Source organism: Acidovorax sp. GW101-11A03, from assembly GCF_059424825.1.
The window spans coordinates 1-25,419 of record NZ_JBWKZU010000062.1 but is presented as its reverse complement, the minus strand read 5'-3'; the positions used below and the strand labels follow the sequence as shown (position 1 = coordinate 25,419).

General features: G+C 64.4%; 23 protein-coding genes and 2 riboswitches. Of the genes, 8 read left to right on the top strand and 15 right to left on the bottom strand.

Going from position 1 to position 25,419, the window contains the following annotated elements; translation table 11 throughout:
• From AC07Z7_RS20600 to AC07Z7_RS20585, 4 genes are all read right to left on the bottom strand, one after another.
• Nucleotides 1-400, bottom strand: a 400-nt coding sequence (locus AC07Z7_RS20600; RefSeq protein ID WP_494767503.1) for an RraA family protein, incomplete at its 3' end; no start/stop codon positions are given.
• A 57-nt stretch (nucleotides 401-457) separates the two neighbouring features.
• Nucleotides 458-1,456, bottom strand: coding sequence for a Bug family tripartite tricarboxylate transporter substrate binding protein (locus AC07Z7_RS20595; protein WP_494767502.1), 999 nt, complete (start codon nucleotides 1,454-1,456; stop codon nucleotides 458-460).
• A 33-nt stretch (nucleotides 1,457-1,489) separates the two neighbouring features.
• Nucleotides 1,490-2,398 (bottom strand): amidohydrolase family protein, encoded by a 909-nt coding sequence (locus tag AC07Z7_RS20590; RefSeq protein ID WP_494767501.1) that lies wholly within the window; start codon nucleotides 2,396-2,398, stop codon nucleotides 1,490-1,492.
• 48 nt (nucleotides 2,399-2,446) lie between these two features.
• Nucleotides 2,447-3,439 carry a Bug family tripartite tricarboxylate transporter substrate binding protein gene (locus AC07Z7_RS20585; protein ID WP_094290651.1) on the bottom strand — a complete coding sequence of 331 codons (993 nt, stop codon included), beginning with the start codon at nucleotides 3,437-3,439 and terminating at the stop codon, nucleotides 2,447-2,449.
• 146 nt (nucleotides 3,440-3,585) lie between these two features.
• Here AC07Z7_RS20585 and AC07Z7_RS20580 point away from each other — a divergent pair, with 146 nt between their 5' ends.
• The 3 genes from AC07Z7_RS20580 (at nucleotide 3,586) to AC07Z7_RS20570 (ending at nucleotide 6,102) form a co-directional block, all read left to right on the top strand.
• Nucleotides 3,586-4,407, top strand: coding sequence for an IclR family transcriptional regulator (locus AC07Z7_RS20580; RefSeq protein ID WP_494767500.1), 822 nt, complete (start codon nucleotides 3,586-3,588; stop codon nucleotides 4,405-4,407).
• 45 nt (nucleotides 4,408-4,452) lie between these two features.
• Nucleotides 4,453-5,028: a peroxidase-related enzyme gene (locus AC07Z7_RS20575; protein WP_094290650.1), complete on the top strand. Its 576-nt coding sequence runs from the start codon at nucleotides 4,453-4,455 to the stop codon at nucleotides 5,026-5,028.
• Between the two features lie 69 nt (nucleotides 5,029-5,097).
• On the top strand, nucleotides 5,098-6,102 hold the full coding sequence (locus AC07Z7_RS20570) for a beta propeller repeat protein (protein ID WP_494767499.1): 1,005 nt from the start codon (nucleotides 5,098-5,100) through the stop codon (nucleotides 6,100-6,102).
• A 6-nt stretch (nucleotides 6,103-6,108) separates the two neighbouring features.
• On the opposite strand, the gene AC07Z7_RS20565 is transcribed toward AC07Z7_RS20570, so the two are convergent.
• A complete protein-coding gene (locus AC07Z7_RS20565; RefSeq protein ID WP_094290648.1) occupies nucleotides 6,109-6,537 on the bottom strand; it encodes an acyl-CoA thioesterase in 429 nt (142 codons plus the stop codon).
• Nucleotides 6,534-7,316 carry an SDR family oxidoreductase gene (locus AC07Z7_RS20560; protein WP_494767498.1) on the bottom strand — a complete coding sequence of 261 codons (783 nt, stop codon included), beginning with the start codon at nucleotides 7,314-7,316 and terminating at the stop codon, nucleotides 6,534-6,536. Before AC07Z7_RS20560 ends, AC07Z7_RS20565 begins: the two co-directional genes overlap by 4 nt.
• 139 nt (nucleotides 7,317-7,455) lie before the next feature.
• Here AC07Z7_RS20560 and AC07Z7_RS20555 point away from each other — a divergent pair, with 139 nt between their 5' ends.
• Complete coding sequence (locus AC07Z7_RS20555; RefSeq protein ID WP_494767497.1) at nucleotides 7,456-9,156, top strand: electron transfer flavoprotein-ubiquinone oxidoreductase; 1,701 nt, start codon at nucleotides 7,456-7,458, stop codon at nucleotides 9,154-9,156.
• Between the two features lie 60 nt (nucleotides 9,157-9,216).
• Here the strand turns inward: AC07Z7_RS20555 and AC07Z7_RS20550 are convergent, their stop codons facing one another.
• The 9 genes from AC07Z7_RS20550 to AC07Z7_RS20510 all read right to left on the bottom strand — a co-directional run bounded on the left by AC07Z7_RS20550 (nucleotide 9,217) and on the right by AC07Z7_RS20510 (nucleotide 21,299).
• On the bottom strand, nucleotides 9,217-10,887 hold the full coding sequence (locus AC07Z7_RS20550) for a methyl-accepting chemotaxis protein (RefSeq protein ID WP_494767496.1): 1,671 nt from the start codon (nucleotides 10,885-10,887) through the stop codon (nucleotides 9,217-9,219).
• A 106-nt stretch (nucleotides 10,888-10,993) separates the two neighbouring features.
• A complete protein-coding gene (locus AC07Z7_RS20545; RefSeq protein WP_494767495.1) occupies nucleotides 10,994-14,656 on the bottom strand; it encodes a hydantoinase B/oxoprolinase family protein in 3,663 nt (1,220 codons plus the stop codon).
• A gap of 64 nt (nucleotides 14,657-14,720) precedes the next feature.
• A complete protein-coding gene (locus tag AC07Z7_RS20540) occupies nucleotides 14,721-15,686 on the bottom strand; it encodes a TRAP transporter substrate-binding protein (RefSeq protein WP_494767494.1) in 966 nt (321 codons plus the stop codon).
• Between the two features lie 37 nt (nucleotides 15,687-15,723).
• Nucleotides 15,724-17,022 (bottom strand): TRAP transporter large permease, encoded by a 1,299-nt coding sequence (locus AC07Z7_RS20535; protein WP_494767493.1) that lies wholly within the window; start codon nucleotides 17,020-17,022, stop codon nucleotides 15,724-15,726.
• A 21-nt stretch (nucleotides 17,023-17,043) separates the two neighbouring features.
• Nucleotides 17,044-17,553, bottom strand: a complete 510-nt coding sequence (locus AC07Z7_RS20530) for a TRAP transporter small permease (protein ID WP_252659581.1) — start codon at nucleotides 17,551-17,553, stop codon at nucleotides 17,044-17,046.
• 103 nt (nucleotides 17,554-17,656) lie between these two features.
• On the bottom strand, nucleotides 17,657-18,622 hold the full coding sequence (locus AC07Z7_RS20525; RefSeq protein WP_494767492.1) for a TRAP transporter substrate-binding protein: 966 nt from the start codon (nucleotides 18,620-18,622) through the stop codon (nucleotides 17,657-17,659).
• A gap of 25 nt (nucleotides 18,623-18,647) precedes the next feature.
• Nucleotides 18,648-19,424, bottom strand: a complete 777-nt coding sequence (locus tag AC07Z7_RS20520; protein ID WP_252659683.1) for a putative hydro-lyase — start codon at nucleotides 19,422-19,424, stop codon at nucleotides 18,648-18,650.
• A gap of 403 nt (nucleotides 19,425-19,827) precedes the next feature.
• Complete coding sequence (locus AC07Z7_RS20515; RefSeq protein WP_494767491.1) at nucleotides 19,828-20,739, bottom strand: LysR family transcriptional regulator; 912 nt, start codon at nucleotides 20,737-20,739, stop codon at nucleotides 19,828-19,830.
• Between the two features lie 95 nt (nucleotides 20,740-20,834).
• Nucleotides 20,835-21,299: an Lrp/AsnC family transcriptional regulator gene (locus AC07Z7_RS20510; protein ID WP_094290638.1), complete on the bottom strand. Its 465-nt coding sequence runs from the start codon at nucleotides 21,297-21,299 to the stop codon at nucleotides 20,835-20,837.
• A 431-nt stretch (nucleotides 21,300-21,730) separates the two neighbouring features.
• Here AC07Z7_RS20510 and AC07Z7_RS20505 point away from each other — a divergent pair, with 431 nt between their 5' ends.
• The 4 genes from AC07Z7_RS20505 to AC07Z7_RS20490 all read left to right on the top strand — a co-directional run.
• Nucleotides 21,731-22,702, top strand: coding sequence for a TRAP transporter substrate-binding protein (locus AC07Z7_RS20505; protein ID WP_094290637.1), 972 nt, complete (start codon nucleotides 21,731-21,733; stop codon nucleotides 22,700-22,702).
• A 150-nt stretch (nucleotides 22,703-22,852) separates the two neighbouring features.
• Nucleotides 22,853-23,347 carry a TRAP transporter small permease gene (locus tag AC07Z7_RS20500; RefSeq protein ID WP_494767490.1) on the top strand — a complete coding sequence of 165 codons (495 nt, stop codon included), beginning with the start codon at nucleotides 22,853-22,855 and terminating at the stop codon, nucleotides 23,345-23,347.
• Complete coding sequence (locus tag AC07Z7_RS20495) at nucleotides 23,344-24,621, top strand: TRAP transporter large permease (RefSeq protein ID WP_494767489.1); 1,278 nt, start codon at nucleotides 23,344-23,346, stop codon at nucleotides 24,619-24,621. Before AC07Z7_RS20500 ends, AC07Z7_RS20495 begins: the two co-directional genes overlap by 4 nt.
• Nucleotides 24,622-24,630: 9 nt before the next feature.
• Nucleotides 24,631-24,736: riboswitch (glycine riboswitch) on the top strand.
• 13 nt (nucleotides 24,737-24,749) lie between these two features.
• Nucleotides 24,750-24,878, top strand: a riboswitch (glycine riboswitch).
• Between the two features lie 50 nt (nucleotides 24,879-24,928).
• Nucleotides 24,929-25,419 (top strand): aminomethyltransferase family protein (locus tag AC07Z7_RS20490; protein WP_494767488.1); only part of this gene is annotated, 491 nt, incomplete at its 3' end.

Below are 25,419 nucleotides of genomic sequence, written 5' to 3'. Positions count from 1 at the left end.
CGCTGAACACGGGGAAGTCCAGCTCCAGAATTTCCAGCTTGTCGCGGATGGACGCATCCACGATCACGCCCGCCAGGCCGCGCTTCTTGCAAGCGCTGAGCATCAGCGTGCCCATGAGGGCGGCCGTCTGGTCGCCCTTGCCGTCGATCACCAGCACATCGCCCGGCTGGGCCAGGGCGATGGCAGCGTGGATCATGAGGTTGTCGCCGGGGCGCACCTCCACGGTGAAGGCGGGGCCAGCCACCTTCATGCTCTGGTGCACAGGCGCCACGCGGCCATGCATGGTGCCGCGGCGGCCTGACACGTCAGACAGGATGGCGGCCTGGAAGGTGGAGGCTTTGGCCACGACGTCGGCGCCCACACGCTCGATGGTGCGGATGATTTCTGGGAGTTGGTTCATGGTTGTTCCATCAGGTAGAAAAGTAAAAGGGGTGGAGGGGGCTGGCAGGCGCGCCCATCAGTCGGCCTGGATGTTTCCGTCTTTGATCACCTTGGCCCACTTGGCGGAGTCGGCCTTTTGCAGGTCGCCCAGTTGCTGGGGCGTGCCCCCCACCAGCGTCACGCCCAGCTTGTCGGCCAAAGTCACCACAGCGGGGTCTTTCATGGCCTTGTTGATTTCCTGGTTCAGGCGCTGCACCACGGCCGTGGGCGTTCTGGCGGGTGCAAACACGGCCTGCCACTGCTCGACCACGAAGTCCTTCATGCCGACCTCGCCCATCGTGGGCACGGATGGCAGGGACTTGAGGCGCTGGGCCGACGTGACGGCCAGCGCACGCAGCTTGCCCGCGTGCACATGGGGCAGCGCGGCGGCGGCCGGTGCAAACATGAACTGCACTTGTTCGGCCAGCGTGTCCTGCAGCGCCGGGGTATCGCCCTTGTAGGGCACATGGATGAAGCGCGCGCCGGTTTGCTGCTGCAGCAGCTCGCCCTGCATCTGCAGGATGGTGCCGTTGCCGCCCGAGGCAAACGCCAGCTTGCCCGGCTGCGCCTTGGCTGCTGCCAGCAGGTCGGCCACGGTCTTGAACGGCTGGTTGGCCCCCACCACCAGGATGTGCGGGATGGTGCCCACGGTGACCACGGGCTCGAACGCCGCAATGTGGTCGTAAGGCAGCTTGGGCATGAGGTGCGGCGCAATCGCCTGCGGGCCGATGGAGGTGCCCAGCAGCGTCAGGCCGTCTGGCTGCGCCTTGGCCACAAAGGCTGCGCCAATGGTGCCGGTGGCGCCCGCCTTGTTGTCCACGACCACGTTGGTGGCCAATGCCGGGCCCAGGCGCTGCGCGATGTTGCGGCCCAGCACGTCGGTACTGCCGCCTGCAGGGTACGGCACCACCCAGGTAATGAGTTTGCCGCCGGGCCAGTCGGCCTGCGCCCATGCAGGGGCGGCCAGCATGGCGCCCCCCAGGGCCAGCAGGCTGCGACGGGAGATGTGATGGAGGGGGCGTGAAGTGGGGGTCATGGCAATGCCTTCCAAACAATCAAACAAGGGGTTTCACAGCGGTCGGCCGAAGCCGTAGAGCGCCTGCGGGTTATTCACAAGCACCTGGCGCAGCAGCGCGGGGCCGCCGCAGGCTGCGGTCCAGTCCGCGAGGCGGTCCACCTGGCGGGCGTCATCGGGCAGGGGCTGTACGCCAGCCGTTGCCGTGGCGTGCGGCCAGTCGCTGCCCCACAGCACACGCCCGGGCGCACACTGCAGGTAGCTGGCGGCCAGCGCGTCCAGCAGCGGGTCTTCCACCGAATGCATGCTGCTCACTATGTAGCCGCCGGACAGCTTCACCCACGCCTGCCCGCTTTGCAGCAGCCCCAGCAGCACCGCATGTGCGGCATGGTGCGCTGCCTGCGCGGGGGGAATGCGCCCAAAGTGGTCAAACACCAGCGGCACGGGCAACTGCCGCAGCACGGCGCCCAGCCCGGCCAGCAGATCCGGCGGCATCAGCAGCTGCAAATGCCAGCCCCAGGGCGCAATGCGCCGGGCCAGCGGCACGATGGAATCCACCGAGCCGGACACCCCCAGCGACAGGTTCAGCCGCGCGCCGCGCACGCCGGCGGCGTGCAGCTGCTGCAACTCGGCATCGCTTTCGTGCCCGTCGATCACCGCCACGCCACGTGCCTCCACGCCCATGGCTGCGAATGCGGCCAGCCCTGCAAGCAGGCAGCGGTTGTCGGTGCCATAGGTCGAGGGCGTGACCAGCACCACCCGCGTGGTGCCGATGCGCCGCTGCAGCGCGCGGTAGTCCTGCGCTGACGCATCGGGCGGCAGCAGCCTGGCACCGGGTGCGGCAGGAAAGCGCTGGTCGTACACATGCACATGGCAGTCGCAAGCCCCGGCGGGCAGTGCCGTGCGCGGCACGGTGGTGCCCACCGAGAACGGTACGGGCGTGACAAGGCAATCGCGGGACATGGCGATGGCTGTGTGAGCGTGGGTGGGGCTGCGACGCGGGCGACGCTGTCAGTCCAGGCTGGCGCCCGAATCCTTCACGATCTTGGCCCAGCGCGGCACTTCGGCTTTGAGCAGCTGGCTGAACTGCTCGGCCGTGCCGCCCAACACCTCACCGCCTTCAGAACGCAGCTTGTCAGCCACATCGGGCTGCTGCAGGGCCGCGTTGATGGCCTTGTTGAGCTGCGCCACGATGGGGGCTGGTGTACCGGCGGGTGCCAGGATGCCGAACCAGGTCACGGCCTCGAAGCCCTTGTAGCCGGACTCGGCCAGCGTGGGCACATCGGGCAGTTGCGGCGAGCGCTTGGCCGAGGTGATGGCAATGACCTTGAGCTTGCCGTTGCGCACCTGGCCCAGCAGCGTGGGCACGGACGACATGTACAGGTCGATCTGCCCGCCCACCAGATCCGTCATGGCCTGGGCGGCGCCCTTGTAGGGGATGTGGCGCAGCTTGATGCCCGCCGCGTCTTCCGCCAGCTCGCCCGCCAGGTGGGCCACAGTGCCGTTGCCTGAATAGCCCAGCGTGAGCGCATCGGGCTTGCCCTTGGCGGCGGCCACCACATCGGCATACGACTTGAAAGGCGAATTGGCGGGCGCAGCCATCACGATGGGCGAGGACGACACGAGGGCCACAGGCACCAGGTCCTTGATCGGGTCGTAGGGCAGCTTGGGATAGAGCGTGGGGTTGATGGCCAGGTTGCTCGTCTGGCCCATGACCAGCGTGTAGCCATCGGCAGGCGACTTGGCCGCGGCGTCCACCCCCAGGTTGCCGCCTGCGCCGGGGCGGTTGTCCACGATCACGTTCCACTTGTTCTGGTCCGTGAGCTTTTGCGCCACGGTGCGCGCAATCATGTCGGTGCCGCCGCCGGGCGGGAACGGCACGATGAGGCGGATGGGCTTGCCCGGAAAGGCCTGCGCCAGAGCGGCCCCGGTGGGCACTGCAGCGGCGGCCAGGCCCAGAATGGCAGCGCACAGGGAGCGCGAAAGTGAAGTGAAGGCGGTCATGGATTTGTCTCCGTTGTGGTGGTTCGTCACGCCGGTCTGCAGGGCCTTTGTTGTGATCCGTGTTCTGGTCCAGCGCCGTGGGTGCGACTGTACGCAGACGTTTCAACGCATACAATGCAGTTGCATACAATGAAACGAATTGCGCCATGAGCAACCGTCCCACCAAGCCCTCCCAGCCCCCCGCCCCCACCCTCGCACTTACGCCCGCGCCCCGCCCCATGGCTCCGGCCGATCCAGAACCTGGCGGTGGTGTCATCGCCGTCACACGCGCCCTGCAGGTGCTGGAGGCGTTTGCACTGGGTGAATCGAGCCTGTCTCTGGCCGAGTTGAGCCGCCGCTGCGCCCTGCACAAGACGACAGTGCTGCGCCTGGCACGCACGCTGGCGCAGTCGGGCTTCATGGTGCAGCGCGAAGACGGCGACTGGCGCCTGGGGCCCGCTGCTGGCTGGCTGGGCGCGCGCTACCAGGCCGGTTTTGATGTGCAGAACGTGCTGGAGCCCGCGCTGCGTGAGCTGACCCTTGCCACGGGCGAAAGCGCTGCCTTTTACGTGCGTGAAGGCAATGTGCGGACCTGCCTGGTGCGCGTGGAAGGCCCGCAGGCCCTGCGCCACCACGCCCGCATAGGCGAAGGCCTGCCACTCGACAAAGGCTCGCCAGGGCGCGTGATCCTGGCGTTTTCGGGCGAGCCGGGCAAGGCCTACGAAGAGATCCGCAGGAAGGGCTACCACTGGTCGATTGGCGAGCGCGAACAGGGTGTGGCCACCGTGTCGGCGCCAGTCTTCGGCATGCACTGGCGGCTGATGGGCTCGGTGTGCATCTCGGGCCCGGCATCGCGACTGCCCGCGGAAAAACTAGAAGCGCTGGCGCAAACCGTGATGGCTGCTGCCACGCAGCTGTCGTATGCACTGGCGGGCAACTCGGCCGCACCCGCACAAAGCCCCGTACGAGCCACCCAGTGGCATCCCTGATACTTGCCCCGCAACCCGAACCACAAAAAACCATAGGAGACCGCCGTGAGCCGCTACCCCTTCCCCGACCTGAACACCCTGCCCGAAGACATCCGCGCACGCATCGTGGAAGTGCAGGAGAAGGCGGGTTTCATCCCCAACGTGTTCCTGGCATTTGCGCGCCGCCCGGCCGAGTGGCGCGCGTTCTTCGCGTACCACGATGCACTCATGCTCAAAGAAGAAGGCAGCCTGACCAAGGGCGAGCGCGAGATGATCGTCACCACCACCAGCGCGGCCAACCAGTGCCTGTATTGCGTGGTGGCGCACGGCGCGATCCTGCGCATCTATGAAAAGAAACCCCTCATTGCCGACCAGGTGGCCGTGAACTACCGCAAGGCCGACATCAGCCCACGCGAACGCGCCATGCTCGACTTTGCGATGAAGGTCTGCCAGCGCTCGCACGAGATCGAGGACGCCGACTTCGCTGCGCTGCACGCCCACGGCTTTGACGACGAGGACATCTGGGACATCGCGGCCATCACCGCGTTCTTTGGGCTGAGCAACCGCATGGCCAGCTTTGCGGGCATGTTGCCCAACCCCGAGTTCTATCTGATGGGACGGGTGCCGAAACAAAAAGCCTGACACCCGGCCTGACGACCGCTCCTGCGCCTCACCCGCAAGCAATGGAGCCCTTGCAAGGAGAGCCCATCAATGCTGAACGAGCTGGAGTACCAGACTTTTTTCCAGGGATACAGCCTGACAGACGCCGCTGTCAGGTCGCGTGACACGTTCAGTTTTCTGCTCAGGGAAAACCAGCCAGACGAGGGGTGTTCACAAGACTCAGACACCGGCAAACAAATTCGTCTGATCAACTTCTTTGTCAATGCCGAGCCCACACGCCGCATCGGTTGCGGTCAGTACCTGGGATTTCTACGCTCCAAGCTGGCCGTTGCCCATCACCCTGTCGAACAGGCTGTGTTGATTGACAGCACGGGCGAAGTGGCCGTTCTGGGTGGTGGCAAAAATGACATGGAGCAGCAAATTGAGTATGGCCCCGATGGGCCTCGTCGTGGCTCCATCACGTGCGCCTCGACACTGTTTGGCCATGTGTATGTGGCGGGGCCATGGCGCACCATCGCCCGCCGAGTCGGCGTAGGTCAATGGGAATCACTGTGCGCCGATTCCATCCTTCCCAAACCCGGCACGGGGAAAAGCCTCGAATTTGGCACGGACTGGGGCTTCCATTCCGTGGACGGGTTTGCATCCAACGATCTGTATGCCGCTGGCGGCTACGGAGACCTATGGCGATACAACGGGCATCGCTGGCTGCAGTGCGCGTTGCCGTCCAGAATGCTGCTGCACAACGTGTGTTGCGCAGGTGACGGCCATGTTTATGTTGGCGCCCAGGGCGGCTCGGTGCTGCGAGGCCGGGAAGACCGTTGGGAAATCATCCACGAGGGCCGTATGACGCTGCCGTTCAAGGACATGGTCTGGTACGGCGGCAGGGTCTGGTGCACCTCGGACTATGGCCTTTGGCAGATCGCCGGGGGCGAACTGGTAGAGGCGGACGTGCCGCACGCGGTGCATTCCTGCGCAGGCAATCTGTCAGTGGGTGACGGCGTGATGCTCCTGGCGGGCATCTACGGCGCCACGGTCTTCGATGGCCAGCGGTGGACGCCGGTCATAGACAGGCTCGCTTTCACCAAGCAGGGCTGACAAGGCCTACGCGTCAGCCGCAACCAGCGCCCGCATCCAGTCCGGTAGCGGTGCCGCCTTCTGCTGCGGGAAGTCCACCCAGATGGTGGTGGCCCCGCCTGCCGCGCAGATCACGCCCGGCTGGTCGGCGCGTTCCATCGTGCCCCAGGTCTCGAACGTGGTGCGGCCCGGGTCGCTCACGTAGAGCTTGAGCAGCACATCGGCCGGGTATTCGAGCTGCTTGTAGAAGTTGCAGAACGCATTGACGATGACCGGCCCCTGCCCGCGCGGGTCGGGGTTGCAGCCCACCGACACCATCCAGTCGATGCGCGCGGTTTCCAGGTACCTGAAATACACCGTGTTGTTGACGTGGCCCATTGCGTCCATGTCGCCCCAGCGCACGGGGAAGCGCGTCTCAAAGACCAGCTTTTTGACCTCGGGGATTTCGATCTTCATACAGCGAAGCCATCGTCCGCCGCAATCACCGCGCCGTTGATGAAATGGCTCTGGTCGCTGGCCAACATGACCAGCAGCGCGTCCAGGTCCTGCGGGCTGCCCACGCGCTTGCGCGGCAGCATGGCGATGAGTTTCTGGCCTTGCTCGGTATCCCAGTGGTGGTGGTTGATTTCGGTGTCGATGTAGCCGGGGCAGATGGCGTTGGTGTTGATGCCGAACTTGCCCCACTCCATGGCCATGGCCCGGGTCATCTGCACCACGGCAGCCTTGCTCATGCAGTAGGCGCCGATCTGCGGCAGCACCTTGAGGCCCGCCATCGACGCGATGTTGATGATGCGCCCACCGGTGAAGCTGCCGGGCGCCGCACCGCGCGAGCGGGCCAGCATGCGCTTGCCGACCTCTTGCGCCACAAAGAAAGCGCCCTTCACATTGGTGTCGAAGATGAAGTCGTAGTCCTCGGGCGCCACATCCTGCAGGCGTTGCGTGGTACTCACGCCCGAGTTGTTGATCAGGATGTCGATGGAGCCCATCTCGGTCTCGGCATGGGCCACGGCGGATTTGATGGAGGCATGGTCGGTCACGTCCAGCTCGATCACATGGGCGTCGCCGCCCTCGCCTTCGATGCGGGCGCGCAGTTCCTTGAGCTTTTCTACCCGGCGGCTGGCCAGCACCACCCCGGCTCCGGCACGCGCCAGGGTGCGCGCAAACTGCGCGCCCAGGCCACTCGATGCGCCGGTGATGAAAGCGACGCGGCCCGACAAGTCGATGCTGTATGCCATTTAGAGTCTCCCCACTGATCAAAAAAGAACGGTCGTTCGATTGTCCATATTCCGTGAATACAATCAGTCGCCAGACAGACAGGGTCTGGCCCATGCTCTGCCGACAATAGTCCATTATCAAACGCCCGACGAGAAGCCCATGACAAACGAAGAAATCCTCGCCCAATATGGCCCCCGCGAATCCATGGAATACGACGTGGTGGTCGTTGGCGGCGGCCCTGGCGGCTTGGCCACAGCCATCCGCCTGAAACAATTGGCGGCCGAAAAAGGCCAGGATGTCTCGGTCGTGGTGCTCGAAAAAGGCTCCGAGCCCGGCGCGCACATTCTGTCGGGCGCCATCATGGACCCCAAGGCCCTCACCGAGCTGATCCCCGACTGGAAAACGCGGGGCGCCCCACTGAACCAGCCCGTCACCGACGACGCCTACATCTTCCTGTCTGAAAAATCGGGCTTTCGCGTGCCCAACATGTTCCTGCCGCCGTTTGCGCAGAACCATGGCAACTACATCATCAGCCTGGGCAACCTGACCAAGTGGCTGGGCGAACAGGCCGAAGCCCTGGGCGTGGAAATTTTCCCCGGTTTCACCGCTGCCGAAGTGCTCTACAACGACAACGGCTCCGTCAAGGGCGTGGCCACCGGCAACATGGGCATCGGCAAAGACGGCGAGCCCACCGAGAACTTCCAGCTGGGCATGGAGCTGCTGGGCAAGTACACCGTGTTCGCCGAAGGTGCACGCGGCCACCTGGGCAAGCAGCTGATCGCCAAGTTCCACCTCGACAAAGACCGCGACCCGCAGAGCTTTGGCATTGGCGTCAAGGAACTGTGGGAAATCGACCCCAAGAAGCACCAGCCCGGTTTTGTGATGCACACCGCGGGCTGGCCCATGGAGAACGACACCTACGGCGGCGCCTTCCTGTACCACCTGGAGGGCAACAAGGTGGCCCTGGGCTTCGTCACCGGCCTGGGTTACGCCAACCCCTACCTGAGCCCGTTCGAGGAATTCCAGCGCTGGAAGACGCACCCCAACGTCCGCTACTACTTCGAGAACGAGAAGGGCGAGATCACGGCCAAGCGCCTGTCCTACGGCGCACGTGCCATCAACGCCAGCGGCATCAATGCCCTGCCCAAGACGGTGTTCCCGGGCGGCGCACTGGTGGGCTGCAATGCCGGTTACCTGAACGTGGGCCGCATCAAGGGCAGCCACGCCGCCATCAAGACCGGCATGCTGGCCGCCGAAGCCGCCTACGACGCCGTGGTGGCAGGCCGCCAGCACGACGAACTGACCGCCTACCCCGAAGCCTTTGAAAAGAGCTGGCTCTACACCGAGCTGAACAAGGACCGCAACTTCAAGAACTGGTTCAAGTACGGCCTGACCACGGCCACACTGATGAACGGTTTCGAGCAGTTCGTGCTGCGCGGCCACATCCCCTGGACGTTGCACCGCGACAAGCCAGACCACGCCTACCTGAAGCCCGCTGCCGAGTGCAAGCCCATCGTCTACCCCAAGCCCGATGGCAAGCTGACGTTCGACCGCCTCTCCAGCGTGTTCATCAGCAACACCAACCACGAAGAGAACCAGCCCGCCCACCTCACGCTCAAGGACGCGAGCGTGCCGGTCAACATCAACCTGACCAAGTACGCAGGCCCCGAGGCCCGCTACTGCCCTGCCGGAGTGTACGAGTTTGTGGCCGACGAAGCCAAGGGCGGCAACGCCCAGCGCCTGCAGATCAATGCGCAGAACTGCGTGCACTGCAAGACCTGCGACATCAAGGACCCCACGCAGAACATCGTGTGGGTTACGCCGGAAGGCGGCGGTGGCCCGAACTACGCAGGCATGTAATCAAAATTAATAGCAAACAATGCTTAAGGGGCCCGCGCAGGGCCCCTTTTTTATTGATTTTTACGCTGCCCGGGCGAGCTGAAACTGCCCCATGGCCCCGGCCAGCCGGTTGGCCTGGTCCTTGAGGCTTTGTGCCGCCGCCGCGCCCTCTTCCACCAGCGCGGCATTCTGCTGGGTCATGTGGTCTAGCTGGTCCACCGCCTGGCTCACCTGGCCGATCTGCGTGCTCTGCTCGCTGCTGGCCTCGTTGATCTCGGACATCAGCGTGGTCACGCGCTCCACGCTGTGCACAATGTCCCCCATGGTGGAGCCCGCAGTCACCACCAGTTTGGCGCCATCGCTCACCTTGGCCACGCTGTCAGAGATGAGCGCCTTGATCTCGCGCGCCGCGTTGGCGCTGCGCCCGGCCAGGCCCCGTACTTCACTGGCCACCACGGCAAAGCCACGCCCCTGCTCGCCCGCACGGGCGGCCTCCACGGCGGCGTTGAGCGCCAGGATGTTGGTCTGGAACGCAATGCCGTCGATGATGCCCACGATGTCGGCAATCTTCTTGCTGCTGGCGTTGATCTCTTCCATGGTCTTGACCACCTGGTGGACCACTTCGCCCCCCTTGCTGGCCACCTCGGTGGCATTGAGCGCTAACGCGTTGGCTTGGCGCGTGCTGTCGGCATTGGCCGCCACCATCTGCGCCAGCTGGGCAATGCTGGCCGCCGTCTGCTGCAGGTTGCTGGCGGCGTGTTCGGTGCGCATGCTCAGGTCGGTGTCACCCGCCGCCACTTCGGAGCTGGCCACATGGATGGATTCGCCCGAGTCGCGCACTTCGGTCACCACGTAGTGCAGCGACTCGACCATGCTGTTGAGCGCCATGAGCAACTGGCCGATCTCGTCGGTGCGCTGCGTGTCCATGCGCACCGTGAGATCGCCCCGCGCCACCACGGCAGCTGCGTCGGACGCCTGGCGCAACGGCAACACGATGGAACGGCGCAGCAGCCAGCCAAACAACGCCGACAGCCCCACCACCACCAGCACGGCAATCGCGCTGATCCACTGCGCGTGTGAGGCGTCGCGCATCATGCTGTCGCCCGCCCGCAAAGACGCCTGCTCCGACGCAGCCAGCAGTTGGTCGATGGTCTGGAGGTACTGGGCCAAGGCGGCAGCATGCTCCTGCAGCTCCTTCTGGCTGATGATCTTGGCTTCGAGCGCGTTCTGCACCAACGCATCGCGCAGCACCGCATAGCGCTGCCGCTGCGCCTGGGCCTGGGCCCACAGGGGTTTGGTGCTTTCGGCGGTCGATGCCTGGGCCAAGGCCGCCTCGATGCGCTTGCGCTGGGCATCTTCGGCAGCCAGCTGCGTGCGCATTTCGGCCACCAGCGGGAACACATCCGACGACAGCGTGGCGCGCAGCGCAATCTGGCCGATGGCCACCGACTGCGTTTTCCAGTCGCGCACCGAGCGTTCGATGGGCAGCTGCTCCGCCGTCAGCAGAGCGGCCTGGCGGCCCGTGCCCTCACCCGTCAACCAGGTAGTGGCCCCCAGCAGCGCCACGGCCAGGCCCAGGATGCCAAAACTCGCGGCGAGCTTCTGGCCCACACTCAGGCTGCGGCTGCGCCGCCGGGCCGCTGTGGGCGCCTGAGCCGCGTCGGCCCGTGGTACCGGATGGGTCACATCCACACGCGTTCCAGACAGGGAGGTGCCTTGAGACACACCAGATGTAGCGGTCAAATAGTTCATGCGTGTTCTCCAGGTTCATTCATGCCCCGCACCCGGCGGAACCGAGGCGAGACCGAGGGCAGCGCTGGCGGCAAGTGCAGCCAGCGCCCCACCCTCATCGCTGCGGTCAATGCACGACGCACTCTCCAAATCCGCCACCGCCGGGCGTGGAAATCTCGAACACATCGCCCGGCTCCATCAATGCAGCGCCGATGTGGCCCAGCTCCTCGACCTGACCGTTGGCGCGCAGCACCCGGTTGGCGCCCGCGCGCCCAGGCTGGCCGCCCGCCATGCCGAAAGCGGGGTTCAGGCGCCCGTTGGAGAGAATGCTGGCCGTCATCGACTCCAGGAACCGCACCCGGCGCACGCCGCCGTCGCCGCCCGCCCAGCGGCCTGCACCGCCCGAGCCGCGCTGGATCTCGTAGCTGTCCAGCACCACCGGGAAGCGGAACTCCAGCACCTCGGGGTCGGTCAGGCGCGAGTTGGTCATGTGGGTCTGGACCACGCTGGTGCCGTCAAAGCCACGCACCGCCCGGCCCGATGCATCGAGCACCGCGCCCGCACCACTGCCACCAGCGATGGTTTCGTAGTACTGGTACTGCGCATTGCCGAAGGTGAAGTTGTTCATGGTGGGCTGGCTGCCCGCCATCACCCCCAGGGCGCCAAACAGCGCGTTGGTGATGCAGGTGGAGGTTTCCACATTGCCTGCCACCACCGAGGCCGGTGGGTTGGGGTTGAGCATCGAGCCCTGCGGGATGATCACCTGCAGCGGCTTGAGGCACCCGGCGTTGAGCGGAATGTCATCGTCCACGAGCGTGCGGAACACATACAGCACGGCCGCCATGCACACGGCACGCGGGGCATTGAAGTTGTTCATCTGCTGCGGGCTGGTGCCCGCAAAGTCGATCACCGCGCTGCGCTCGGCCACGTTGACCTTGACCGACACGCTGATCTGCGCGCCGTTGTCCAGCGGCAGGGTGAACTGCCCGTCTTTGAGCTGCGTGATCACGCGGCGCACCGATTCTTCGGCGTTGTCCTGCACGTGGCACATGTAGGCCTGCACGACATCCAGGCCAAACTGGTCCACCATCTTCGACAGCTCTTGCACGCCCTTTTCGTTCGCTGCGATCTGCGCACGCAGGTCAGCCAGGTTCTGCTCGGGGTTGCGGCTGGGGTATGGCGTGGTGCCGCCACCCGTTGCCAGCAGGTTGCGCACGGAGTCTTCCAAAAAGATGCCACGGTCCACCAGCTTCACGTTGTTGATCTGCACGCCCTCCTCGTCAATGCGTGTGGAGAACGGTGGCATGGAGCCCGGCGTGGTGCCCCCGATGTCGGCATGGTGGCCCCGGCTGCCCACATAAAAGGTGGGCTCGGCGCCTTCGGCCACGTACACCGGGGTGATCACCGTCACATCGGGCAGGTGGGTGCCGCCGTGGTACGGGTCGTTGAGCATGTACACATCGCCCGGGTGCATCTTGCCCGCGTTCTCGCGAATCACCGTCTTGATGCTCTCGCCCATTGAGCCCAGGTGAACGGGCATGTGGGGTGCGTTGGCGATCAGGTTGCCTGCGGCATCGAACAGCGCGCAGCTGAAGTCCAGGCGCTCCTTGATGTTGACCGAGTAGGCGGTGTTCTGCAGCTGCAGCCCCATCTGCTCGGCGATATTCATGAAAAGGTTGTTGAACACTTCGAGCAGCACCGGGTCCACCGTGGTGCCTGCGGCGTACTGCACCTTGCGCGCGGTCACGCGGTCCAGCACCAGGTGGTCCAGGTCGGTCAGACGGGCAGACCAGCCGGGCTCCACCACGGTGGTGGTGTTCTTCTCGGCAATGATGGCCGGGCCCGGGATCACGTCGCCGGGGTGCAAGTCTTCGCGCACCACCAGCGCGGCGGTGTGCCATTCGCCGCCCGAGTACATGCGCACGCTCTCGCGTTGCGGGTGCTTACGGTGCGGGTGCACTGGCAGGCGCGGCTCGGCGGGGGCATCGCCTGCAATCATGGCTTCGACCGACACGGCCTCCACCACCAGGCCCTTGCCCGCCATCAGGAAGGCAAAGCGCTGGCGGTAGGCCTTTTCAAAGGCGGCCTGAATGCTGGCCAAGTCGCCAAACGGCACCACCAGGGCCGAGTCGGTGCCTTCGTAGCGCACATGCACGTTGTGGCGCACCTGCACCGGGTTGGCGCTGACCTGCTGGCGCTCCAGTTCGGCCTGGGCAGCAGCGCCCAGGGCCTCCAGCCGCTCGGCAATCAGGGGTAGCGAGGCAGCGGCCAGTGGCATCTCCACGGCTTGTTCGCGGATCACGGTCTGGTCGGCCAGGCCCATGCCGTAGGCGCTGAGCACACCCGCCAGCGGGTGAACAAACACGCGCGACATTCCCAAGGCATCGGCCACCAGGCAGGCGTGCTGGCCGCCTGCGCCGCCAAAACACTGCAGGGTGTAGCGTGTCACGTCGTAGCCGCGCGCCACGCTGATCTTCTTGATCGCGTTGGCCATCTGCTGCACGGCGATCTGGATGAAGCCTTCGGCCACTTCTTCGGGATGGCGCTGGGTCTGGGTGGCAATCTCCTGGAAGCGGGCACGCACCGCATCGGCGTCCAACGTTTCGTTGGCTGCCGGGCCAAACACACTGGGGAAGTAGCGCGGCTGCACCTTGCCCACCATCACGTTCGCGTCGGTCACAGCCAGCGGGCCTCCCCGGCGGTAGCTCACCGGGCCGGGGTTGGCACCTGCGCTCTCGGGGCCCACGCGAAAGCGCGAGCCGTCATACGCCAACACCGATCCGCCTCCCGCCGCCACCGTGTGGATGCTCATCATGGGCGCGCGCATGCGCACACCGGCCACATGGGTCTCGAACTCACGCTCGAACGCACCTGCGTAGTGGCTCACGTCGGTGCTGGTGCCGCCCATGTCAAAGCCGATGACCTTTTCATGCCCGGCCAGGCCCGCCGTGCGCGCCATGCCCACAATGCCGCCCGCCGGGCCGGACAGGATCGCGTCCTTGCCCTGGAAGGTGCCCGCATCGGTGAGCCCGCCGGACGACTGCATGAAGAACAGCTTCACACCCGGCATCTCGCTGGCCACCTGCTCTACATAGCGGCGCAGGATGGGCGAGAGGTAGGCATCCACCACCGTGGTGTCGCCCCGGCTCACGAACTTCATCATCGGGCTGGTTTCGTGCGAGGTGCTGATCTGCGTGAAACCCACTTCTTTGGCAATGCGCTTGGCCGCCTGCTCGTGCTGCGTGTAGCGGTAACCGTGCATGAACACAATGGCCACGCTGCGCAGGCCGCGACCATAGGCGGCCAGCAGATCACCGCGCAAGGTGGCCTCATCCAGGTTCTGCAGCACGCCACCATGGGCACCCATGCGCTCACGGGCTTCGATGACCTCGGTGTACAGCAGCTCGGGCAGCTGAATGTGGCGGTCAAACAGGCGCGGGCGGTTCTGGTAGGCGATGCGCAGCGCATCGCGAAAACCGCGTGTGGTGACCAGCAGCGTGGGCTCGCCCTTGCGCTCCAAGAGCGCGTTGGTGGCCACGGTGGTGCCCATCTTCACGCATTCCACCAGCGCCGGGGTGACGGGCTCGCCGGGCTGCAGGCCCAGCAGGTGGCGGATGCCGGCCACGGCCGCGTCCTTGTACTGTTCGGGGTTTTCGGACAGCAGCTTGTGCGTGGTGAGCGTGCCATCGGGCCGCTTGGCCACGATGTCGGTGAAAGTGCCGCCCCGGTCGATCCAGAACTGCCAGCGGTTGCCGGCCGGTGCGGTGGTCATGGTGGTGGGTGCTTGCATGGTGATAGGACTCACTGGTTAACGGATGAACTGACGGACTAACGGACTAGCGTCGGAAGTCGGACTAGCGTTGGAAGTAGTAGGGAATGAAAATCTTGTTGGCCTCGTTGCCCACCGACTGCACCCATTCGCGGGAGAAGCGTTCGCCCAGGCGCTTGAGTTCGGTGTCCAGCTCGGCGGATGCACGTTCGACCTTGATGCCCTTGCGCTGCAGCTCGCCCACCGACTCTTCGGCCACGGCGGCACTCAGGGCCCAGCCGCGTGTTTCGGCCTCAGCCGCCGCCTGGGTCACGGCCTGGCGCGCAGCGGGTGGCAGCGCATCAAAAGCCTGCTGGTTCACAAACACGATGTTCTTGGGCAACCAGGCATTGATGCCGTAGTACTGCTTGATCTGCCCCCAGACCTGGTTCTCCACCCCGGTCAGGGCCGAGGTGATCATGGAGTCGAGCTTGCCCGCCGACAGCGCCTTGTTGACTTCGACCATGGGCACGTCCACCGGTGTGGCGCCAAGCAGCTCGGCAATGCGCACGGTGGCCGGGTTGTAGGTGCGCATGCGCGTGCCCTTGAAGTCGGCCGACGAGCGCACCGGCCCGATGGAAAACAGCCCCTGGGGCGGCCAGGGCACGGCATACAGGGCCTTGAGGCCCTTGGCTGCAAAGTGCCCGTCGATCAGCGGGCGCTGCAGATCCCACAGGCGGCGCGCATCGGCGTAGCTGCGCACTAAAAATGGCACGGTGTCGGCCCCAGCAATGGGCATGCCCTGCACCAGGCTGGTCATGATGGTTTCGCCCGCCTGGGCCTTGCCGTCCTGCACGGCCTGGGGAATCTCGCCCAGCTTGAACAGCGTGTTGTTGGCATGGACCTCGATGCGCAACGCCCCGCCCGAGGCGCGCTCCACGTCTTGCGCAAACTGCACCACATTGCCGGTGTGGAAGGACTCTGCGCGGTAGCCCGTGGCCAGTTTCCACTGGGTCTGGGCGTGCGCCATCGGGGCCACGGCAAGCGCGGCCAGCAACACAACGGTTTTCATGGGGACTCCTGTGCAGGCTGGGAAGCAGTGCGGTGGATCAGCCCTGCATCTGGCGCGGCAGCCAGAGCACCACGTCGGGCACGAAGTAAGTCATGATGACCGCGACGATCATCAGGGCAAACAAGGGCAGCGCGGTGCGGGCGATCCAGGTGACTTCACGGCGCGTCATGCCCTGCAGAACGAACAGGTTGAAGCCCACGGGCGGCGTGATCTGCGCCATCTCGACCACCAGCACGATGAAGATGCCGAACCACACCAGGTCAAAGCCCGCAGCCTCCACGGTGGGCAGCAGCACGGCAATGGTCAGCACCACCATGGAGATGCCATCCAGGAAGCAGCCCAGCAGGATGAAGAACACGATGAGCAGCAGCATCAACGCAAACGGCGAGAGGTGCAGCGCGCCGATGAACTCGGCCAGGTGACGAGGCAGGCCGATGAAACCCATGGCCAGCGTGAGGAAGGCTGCGCCCGCCAGGATGAGGCCGATCATGCAGTACACACGGCAGGCAGCCACCAGGCCTTCCTTGAAGCGGGCCCAGTTGAGCGAGCCCTCAATCTTGGCCAGGATCAGCGACCCCGCCACGCCCAGCGCTGCGGCCTCGGTGGCCGTGGCGATGCCGCTGTAGATGGCACCCAGCACCACCACGATGAGCGACACCACGGGAATCAGGTGGCGCGAGGCATAGAGCTTCTGTGCAAAGCTCAGCCGGGCATCGGGCGCAGGCACCTTGTCCTTGTTGAACAGCGCCCAGACAATGATGTAGCCCATGAACAGCGCCGCCAGCAGCAGGCCTGGAATCACACCCGCCAGGAAGAGCTTGGAGATCGACACGTTGGCCGCCACGCCATAGACGATCATGATGATCGAGGGCGGGATCAGCAGACCCAGCGTGCCAGCTCCGGCCAATGTTCCCACCGAAATGTCTTCAGGGTAGCCGCGCTGCTTGAGTTCAGGCAGTGTGATCTTGCCAATGGTGGCGCAGGTGGCAGCCGATGAGCCCGAGATGGCGGCAAAGATGGTGCAGCCCACCACGTTCACATGCAGCAGGCGGCCCGGCAGGCGCTCCAGCCATGGGGCCAGGCCCTTGAACATGCTGCTTGACAGCTTGCTGCGGAACAGGATCTCACCCATCCACAGAAACAGGGGCAAAGCCGTCAGCGTCCAACTGGAGGTGGAACCCCAGATGGTCAGCATCATGCTGTCGCCCACCGGGCGGTTGGTAAAAAGCTCCATGCCGACCAGGGCCACTGCGAGCAGTGACAGGCCGATCCACAGGCCCGATCCGAGCACTGCAAACAGCACCACGATCAGGCCCAAAGCGATGATGACGTCCATGATGGTGTCTCCGGTTTCGGGTTATTCGGAACGCGCCGACTCGGACACGGCCATGAAGGCCACGCCCTGGAAACGCAGGACGAGGGCATGCGCAAACGACAGCGCAAAGCCGATGCAGCCCATCGCCATGCTGATCTGCGGGATCCACAGCGGCGAGGCGTCGGCTGCGGGCGAGATGTCGTGCGTGATGTAAGAAATCCAGACCGAGCGCACGGCATACCAGGCGATGTAAAGCGTAAGCACGAGCGCCGCACTCAGGCAGAACCACTCGAAGGCCGAGCGCAGGCGCGCTGGCAGGCGGTCCAGCACCAGCGTCACACGGATGTGATCGCCGTTTTGCAGTGTGCTGGGCAGGGCGAAGAACAGCGCAGCGGCGATGGCGTAGCCTGCGTATGCATCGAGCCCGTCGATGTTCAGGTGGGCGACTTCGCGGGCAAACACGCCCAGCGTGACAGCGGCGAACGCGGCCAGCATGGAGATGCCGGACAGCAGCATCAGCAGCCTGTAGAAATTTCGGACGAGTTTGTCCATGGCGTACTCCGGTAACGCTTGAAAATGAAAAGGGAGTGGCTGGAAACAGGGGCAGCACGCACGGGTGCTGCCCGGCCCCGTGGCGGGGCCTGGAGCGCAGCGCTTACTTCTTGCGGTAGGCGTCGATGATGGCCTGGCCCTCGGCACCGGCCGACTTCACCCAGTCGGCGGTCATGGACTCGCCAATGCTGGCCAGTTCCTTCTTGATGCTGTCGCTGGGCTCGGCCACGGTCATGCCCTTGGCGGCCAGTTCCTTGATGAACTCCTTGTCCACCCGCTCACTGGTGGCCCAGCCGCGCACCTCGGCATCGGCCGCAGCCTTCAGCACGGCGTCCTGCAAGGGCTTTTCAAGCGCATCAAAGGCTTTCTGGTTGACCACCGTGGCGTTGCGCGGCAGCCAGGCGCTGACGGGGTAGAAATGCTTCACCTGCTCGTACAGCTTGGATTCCACGCCGCTGGCGCTCGACGTCAGAAAGTTCTGCACGGTGTTGGTGGCCAGGGCCTGGCCCAGCTCGGACAGCTGGATGGTGACGGGCTGGGCCTTCAGCAGTTGCGCAATGCGCGTGGTGGCCGGGTTGTAAGCGCGCATCTTGGTGCCCGCGAAGTCCGCAGGCGTGCTCAGGGGCTTGAGCGAGTACAGCGACTGGCCGGGCCATGGCACGGTGAACAGCACCTTCACCCCCTGCGATGCCAGCAGCTTTTCTTGCGCAGGCTTGGCGGCCAGGTACAGGCGCTTGGAGTCTGCGTAGCTCGTGGCCAGGAAGGGGATGGAATCCACGCCAAAAAGCGGGTTCTCGTTGGATGCGCCCGAGAGGATGAACTCGGCCGACGGCACCTGCCCGGTCTGCACGGCACGCTTGATCTCGTTGGCCTTGTATAGCGAACCACCGGGGTGCAAGGTGATCTTGAGCTTGCCGCCCGTGAGCTTGTCCACATCGGTTGCGAACTGCTGCACGTTTTGCGTCTGGAAGCTGTTGGCACCGTAGCCGGTGGGCAGGTCCCACTTGACCTGGGCTTGGGCCGCGCACACGCTGAGGGCGGCCGTCATACACAGTGCAAATTTTTTCATGGGGAGACTCCTGGGGGTAAGCCGCTTAGAAGCTGGCGAGTTGGTGGTTAAGAAGATCGGTGACCAGCATGCAGCCCGGGGCATGGGTGATGCAGAACGCCGGTTGGGCATTCAAGATGGCGGACTGCGGCGTCACGCCACAGGCCCAGAACACAGGGATCTCATCGGGCAGCAGCGCCACGGCGTCGCCGTAGTCGGGCTGGCCAATGTCGGCAATGCCGATGAGCGCCGGATCACCGATGTGCACGGGGGCGCCATGCACGTTGGGGAAACGCGAGGTGACCTGCACCGCGCGGATCACATCGGCCGCAGGCATGGGCCGCATGGACACCACCATGGCGCCACCAAAGGGCCCTGCGGGTTCGGTCGCAATGTTGGTGCGGTACATGGCCACGTTCTTGCCTTCGTTGATGTGGCGCAGGCTGATACCGGCTTCCTGCAATGCCGACTCGAACGAGAACGAGCAGCCGAGCACAAAGGTCACCAGGTCGGCACGCCACAGGTCGGTGATGTCGGTCACCTCTTGCGCCAGCTCGCCATGGCGCCAGACGCGGTACTGCGGCACATCGCTGCGAATGTCGATGCCCTGGCCCAGCGATGGCAACGTGATCTGGCCAGGCTCACTCACGGCCAGCACCGGGCAGGGCTTGGGGTTGCGCTGGCAAAAGCGCAGAAAATCACCCGCCTGCACCTCAGGCAGGATCACCAGGTTGCCCTGCACCCGCCCATGCGCCAGACCACTGGTGTGCGATGCCCAGGCCCCTTGCCGGATGACGCTGCGCACATGGCCGGGGTTGTTGATGCCCTCGGCGCCAAACACTGCCAGCGCTTTGTCTTGAACTGAATCCACCGTGTTTCCTTGCATTGAGAAATGTCAATTGCATGACGTTGGGCGGATTGTGTTGGGCCACACTGCCTGCTGGCAAATTCAAAAAATTTCTCTTAGCTCATCGATTTTTTCGATGCACTTCATTGGGGCAGAGTGAACCAGACTGGTGCCCAAGGGTTAACCCTTGGCTGATATTTAGGGGTTAACCCGGACAAAAAATGCACCCTGATAGCCGCAGAGGGAGCGTGTGCTAGCGGTGCTGCGTCCCCGCTTCGCATCCGTGCGGCGCCAGATAGACATTGCAGCCACAGCACCTCATGCACTGCGCCGGTGCATGCGCACATATGCGTACGCAAAGAAGCGCGTACGGAATCGCTCAGGCGCGTGCTTTGCGCACCTTAGACGGCGGCTGTTGCGCGTCGATAAAGCTGAGCGCCGAGCGCACGACGGCCTCCATGGCCGGTGACGAGGGGTCTTCGCGGTAGCTCACATGGATAGGCAGGGGCTTGAGCGCGGTATCGCAGGCCAGCGCGCGCAGGTCCGGGAACGCCAGCAGCCGCTGCACCGCCAGGCGCGGCAGGGTGGCCACGCCAAAGCCCCCCTGCACCAGCTGAACCATGGCCGAGATGGACGAGATGGTGTGCACGCAGCGTGGCTCCACCTGCGCCTGGCGCAGCGTGTCGAGCAGTGAGACATGGGGCTGCGAGCCACGCTGAAAGGTCAGGATGTCGGCCCCTGCAAAGTCTTCCAGCGCGTAGCGGCGCTTGCGGTGCGTCTTGCTGTTGCCCACAAACACCATCTCCATGGGCGTCACCGCCTGGCTGCGGATGCCGTCCGCCGCCGCCGGCAGGGCTGCGAACACGGCATCCAGGGTGCCACGGCGGATCTGGTCGAGCAACACGGGGGTGGTCTCCACCGTCAGCTCCAGCTCCAGCAGCGGGTTGTCCTTGCGCAGCTGTTCCACCCACGGAATGAGCCATGAATGCAGCACCGATTCGATGGCGCCGAGGCGGATCGACACCTCCAGCGGCCCACCCGAACCCATCTCGGCCTTGATCTGGCGCTGCAGTTCCAGCATGCGCTTGGCGTAGACCAGAAAACGGGCCCCGGCCACCGTGAGCTTGAAGTGCTTGTCGCGCCGGTCGAGAAGCAGCACGCCCAGCTCCTCTTCGAGTGCGGAAATGCGGCTGGACATGGCCGACTGCGTGAGGAACAGCTTCTCGGCCGCGCGTGTCACGCTTTTGAGGGAGGCCACCCAGTAAAAGGCTTCGACAAATCGCAGGTTCATGGTGGAGGCTCCCAAGCACATTTCAGCAAACGCCGAATGCTCCTATTTTGATAGCTTAAAGCGCTTGACCATAGCGCGGAAGCGGCCATTTTTATTCAAACCGACCCCACAAAAAGCGGCAGGTCGGCCTTCTTGAGCGTGCGCAGCACAAAGCTGGACCGGCTGTGGCGTATGCCCTTGATCTTGTAGAGCTTCTCGCGCAGCAGGCGCTCGTAGTCGCGCGTGTCCTTGACCACGATGCGCAGCAGGTAGTCGTAGTCGCCCGACACCAGATGCGCCTCGATCACCTCGGGAATGCTGGCCAGCGTCTCGCCAAATTTTTCGAGCGTGTTGTCCGAATGGCTGTCGAGCGTGACCTGCACCAGCACCGTGTCGGCCAGGTCGAGCGACTGCGGGTTGATGCGCACCGTGTAGCCCTGGATGACACCCGCCTCCTCCATCTTCTTGATGCGCCCCCAGCAGGGCGACGGGCTCAGGCCCACGGCCTGGCCAATCTCTTGCAAGCTGGCGCGCGCGTTGCCCTGCAGCACGGCGAGAATTTTTCTGTCGAGGCGATCCATCGGCCGGATTATTCACAAAAACAATCCATTGCAGCAAATTTTTCTGCAAACAAGACCAATCAAAGCGAATTCAGCAAAATCATCTCTGCCACGCGGCGCATACTTCTTTCATCAAGGCGCTCTTACCGGAGCGCACAAACTGACAAGGCCCCGGCTGGTTACCGCCAGCACGGGGCCCTTGGCATTTCAGGCCCATCACGAACGCCCTGCGGCGGCCATACAGACCGCATGCACAGGTCTGCCAGCCCAGCGCCCGGGGTGTCGCCAATGCAACTGCAAACGCCCTGCAGCCCAGTTAATAAGCACGCTTACCAGCACAAACCCGGATGCCTACGGCCATGCTGCACCGCCATAATTTCAGCGAGGTCGGGGGCGGCTCCGCAAGGGCCTCGGCGCAACCCACCCCTGACCCACCATCAACAGGAGACACCATGCAATTGACCAGACTCGTCGTCGGCCTGAGCCTTGCGCTCGGCTTTGTGGCCACCGCTGCCGCGCAGACCACCATGCGCATCAGCATCTCGACGGCCCAGAATTCCCATCAGGGGATTGCCATCGACACGTTTGCCAAGGAAGTCGAAAAGCGCACCAGCGGCCGCTACAAGGTGCAGACGTTCTACAACGGCGCCCTGGGTGGTGAGCGCGAGTCGATCGAAGCCGTGCAACTGGGCACGCAAGAACTGGCTTTCAGCTCCACAGGCCCTATCCCCAACTTTGTGCCAGAGACCAAGATCCTGGACGTGCCCTTCCTGTTCCGCGACAAGGCCCACGCCCGCGCGGTGCTGGACGGCCCCATCGGGCAGGAGATGCTGACCAAGTTCGACAGCAAGGGCTTCAAGGCCCTGGCCTGGGCTGAGAACGGCTTCCGCCACATGACCAACAGCAAGCGCTCGGTCAACACGCCCGAAGATCTCAAGGGCCTGAAGATGCGCACGATGGAGAACCCCGTGCACATCGCCGCGTACAAGGGCTTTGGCATCATCACCACGCCCATGGCCTTCCCCGAAGTGTTCACCGCCTTGCAACAAGGCACTGTGGACGGCCAGGAGAACCCGCTGCCCGTGATCATCTCGGCCAAGTTTGACCAGGTGCAAAAGCACCTGACACTGACCGGCCACGTGTACTCGCCTGCCATCTTCGTAATGAACAAGGGCGCTTTCGAGAAGCTGTCGGCCGCGGACAAGCAGGCCTTCATCGACGCCGCCAAGGAAGGCACCAAGGCCAACCGTGCACGCGTGGATGAAGACGATGCCAAGGGTGTGGCCGACCTGCGCGCCAAGGGCATGACGGTGGTGGACAACCCCGACAAATCCAAGTTTGTGGCCGCCCTGGCCCCCGTGAATGCCGAATTCGAAAAACAGTTCGGCAAGGCCACGCTCGACAAGATCCGCGACTTCAAGTGATGCACGCGCTACTATCTTTATAGTAGCAACCAACGCCCGTAGCCATTTCGCTATCGGGCGTTTTTATTCCTGCTCCAGGTTTCCTTCCTGCTCTCCCACCGTGTTGCCCCACCTGTCGATTCAACAACTGCCCATGGTAGGCATCGCCCCATGAAAAATGCTTTTCTCACTTTTGAGCGATGGACCACCTTCATCGCCATGCTGGGGGCCTGCGTCATGCTGGCCCTGTCTGCCTCGCTGGGCATGTTCCAGATCCTCATGCGCTTTGTGCTGGAGCAGCCCGCCGAATGGACGGAAGTGCTGATCCGTTTCAGCCTGATCTGGATGGTGTTCCTCGCCATCCCCGCAGCCTTCCGCCAGGGGGCGATGGTGAGCGTGGATGTGCTGTACCGCTGGAGCCCTCCCGCCCTGCGGCGGGTGCTGGACTGGGTGGTTGCGCTGGCAGCCTTGGCGCTGATCGGCATCGTCATCTGGTACGGCTGGGACTACGCCCAACGCGGCGGCGTGCAGAGCATGGCAGGGCTGGAATCCGTCTCGATGTTCTGGGCCTACCTGGCCATGCCCGTGGGCGGCGTCTTTTGCGCCGTGGGCATCATCGGCAACCTGATTGACCCCTTGCGCATGGAACTGGAGACCGCCCAATGAGCGCCGTGATGATTTCCACGATGGTGCTGTGCTTTGCGCTCACCATTTCGGTGGCCGTATCGATTGGTCTTGCATCCATCCTCGGCATCCAGGCGTCGAACGCCAACATGCTGATCTCGGTGAAGGAAATGTTCGCCTCGATCAACAAGTTTCCGCTGGCGGCCATCCCCTTCTTCATCCTGGCGGGCAACCTCATGGAGACCGGCGGCATCTCGCGCCGCCTGGTGGAGTTTGCCAAGAGCATCGTGGGCGGCGTGCAGGGCGGCCTACCCATGACCTGCGTGCTCACCTGCATGATCTTCGCGGCCGTGTCGGGCTCGTCGGTGGCCACCACGTTTGCGATTGGTGCCATCCTGATCCCCGCGCTCATCAAGCATGGCTACCCCACCAGCTACGCAGCCGCGCTGCAGGCCACCAGTGCCGAGCTGGGTGTGATCATTCCGCCCTCGATTCCGATGATCCTGTACGGCGTGAGCGCCGAGGTGTCGATTGGCGAGCTGTTCATCGCGGGCTTTGGCCCGGGCCTGCTGATCAGCGGTGCACTGATGCTCTTCGTGTGGGCGTATTGCAAGTACAAGGGCTGGGGCAAGAACGACGGCGATGGTCGCATGCCCTTTGGCAAGGCCACGCTGCAGGCGGGCTGGGCGCTGCTCATGCCTGTGATCATCCTGGGCGGCATCTACGGCGGCGTGTTCACGCCCACCGAGGCATCGGCCGTGGCCGTGTTCTATGCGCTCATCGTAGGGGTGGTGATCTACCGCGAGATCCGCATCAAGGACTTGTTCGCCATCCTGCGCAAGTCGGCCATCTCGTCGGCGGTGATCATGTTCATCATCGCCAACGCCGGGCTGTTTGCGTTCCTCATCACACGTGCCGGGGTGCCCGATGCCATCGGCCGCTGGCTCGAAGCCGTGCTGCAGTCCCCTGCCCTGTTCCTGCTGGGCGTGAATGCGGCGCTGTTCGTGATCGGCATGTTCATCGAGACCAGCGCCGCCATCATCGTGCTGGCGCCCATCCTGGCGCCCGTGGCCATGCACTTTGGCATCGACCCGGTGCATTTCGGGCTGATCATGGTGGTGAACCTGGCGCTGGGCATGATCACACCGCCCTTTGGCGTGAACCTGTTTGCGGCCTGCACGGTGGCCAAGATCTCGCTGGACCGGATCATCAAACACTTGCTGCCTTTTGTGGGTGTGATCCTGGTGTGCCTGCTGGTCATCACCTATGTGCCATCGATTTCTCTGGCATTGCGCGACCTAGTCTATGCCAAGTAGGCGTTAGAATCCCGCCCGTCAGGAGAGAGTGCTCCGTCTTCAGCGCAAGACGTGCAGCACCGCCGAAGGCGCAGGCAGCAGCCGAACGCTCAGGCAAAAGGACTGACAACCGCCCGCAGTGATGCGGGCGTTCCCTTGCTGGAGAGAGGTGGCCCCGCAGACAAACTGTGAGCAGGCCGCCCACCGAAGGAGCAAACCGCACGGCCAGCCAGGGTGCTGCGGTGAATCTCTCAGGTAAAGCGGACAGCAGGGCAAATCCCGTAGTCACCTTGGTGGCTGCGGCCCCCATTTGCCCCGGAGTTCCGCCATGTCAGCCCCTGCCACGTCTACCCTGCTCACCACGCCCCTGAACGCCCTGCACATCGAGCTGGGCGCCCGCATGGTGCCTTTTGCGGGCTATTCCATGCCCGTGCAGTACCCCGCAGGCCTGATGGCCGAGCATGTGCACACCCGCACCGCAGCGGGCCTGTTTGATGTGTCGCACATGGGCCAGCTCAAGCTCATCGGCGCCGATGCCGCTGCGGCGTTTGAAACCCTGATGCCCGTGGACGTGATCGACCTGCCCGTGGGCAAGCAGCGCTACGGCCTGCTCCTGACCGACGAGGGCACGATCATCGACGACCTGATGTTCTTCAACCAGGGCGTCGTGAATGGCGAGCCCACCTTGTTTGTCATCGTCAACGGCGCTTGCAAGGTGGGCGACATTGCCCATATCCAGGCCCGCATCGGCCAGCGCTGCAAGGTCGTGCCCATGCCCGACCACGCCCTGCTCGCCCTGCAGGGCCCGCAGGCCGTCAC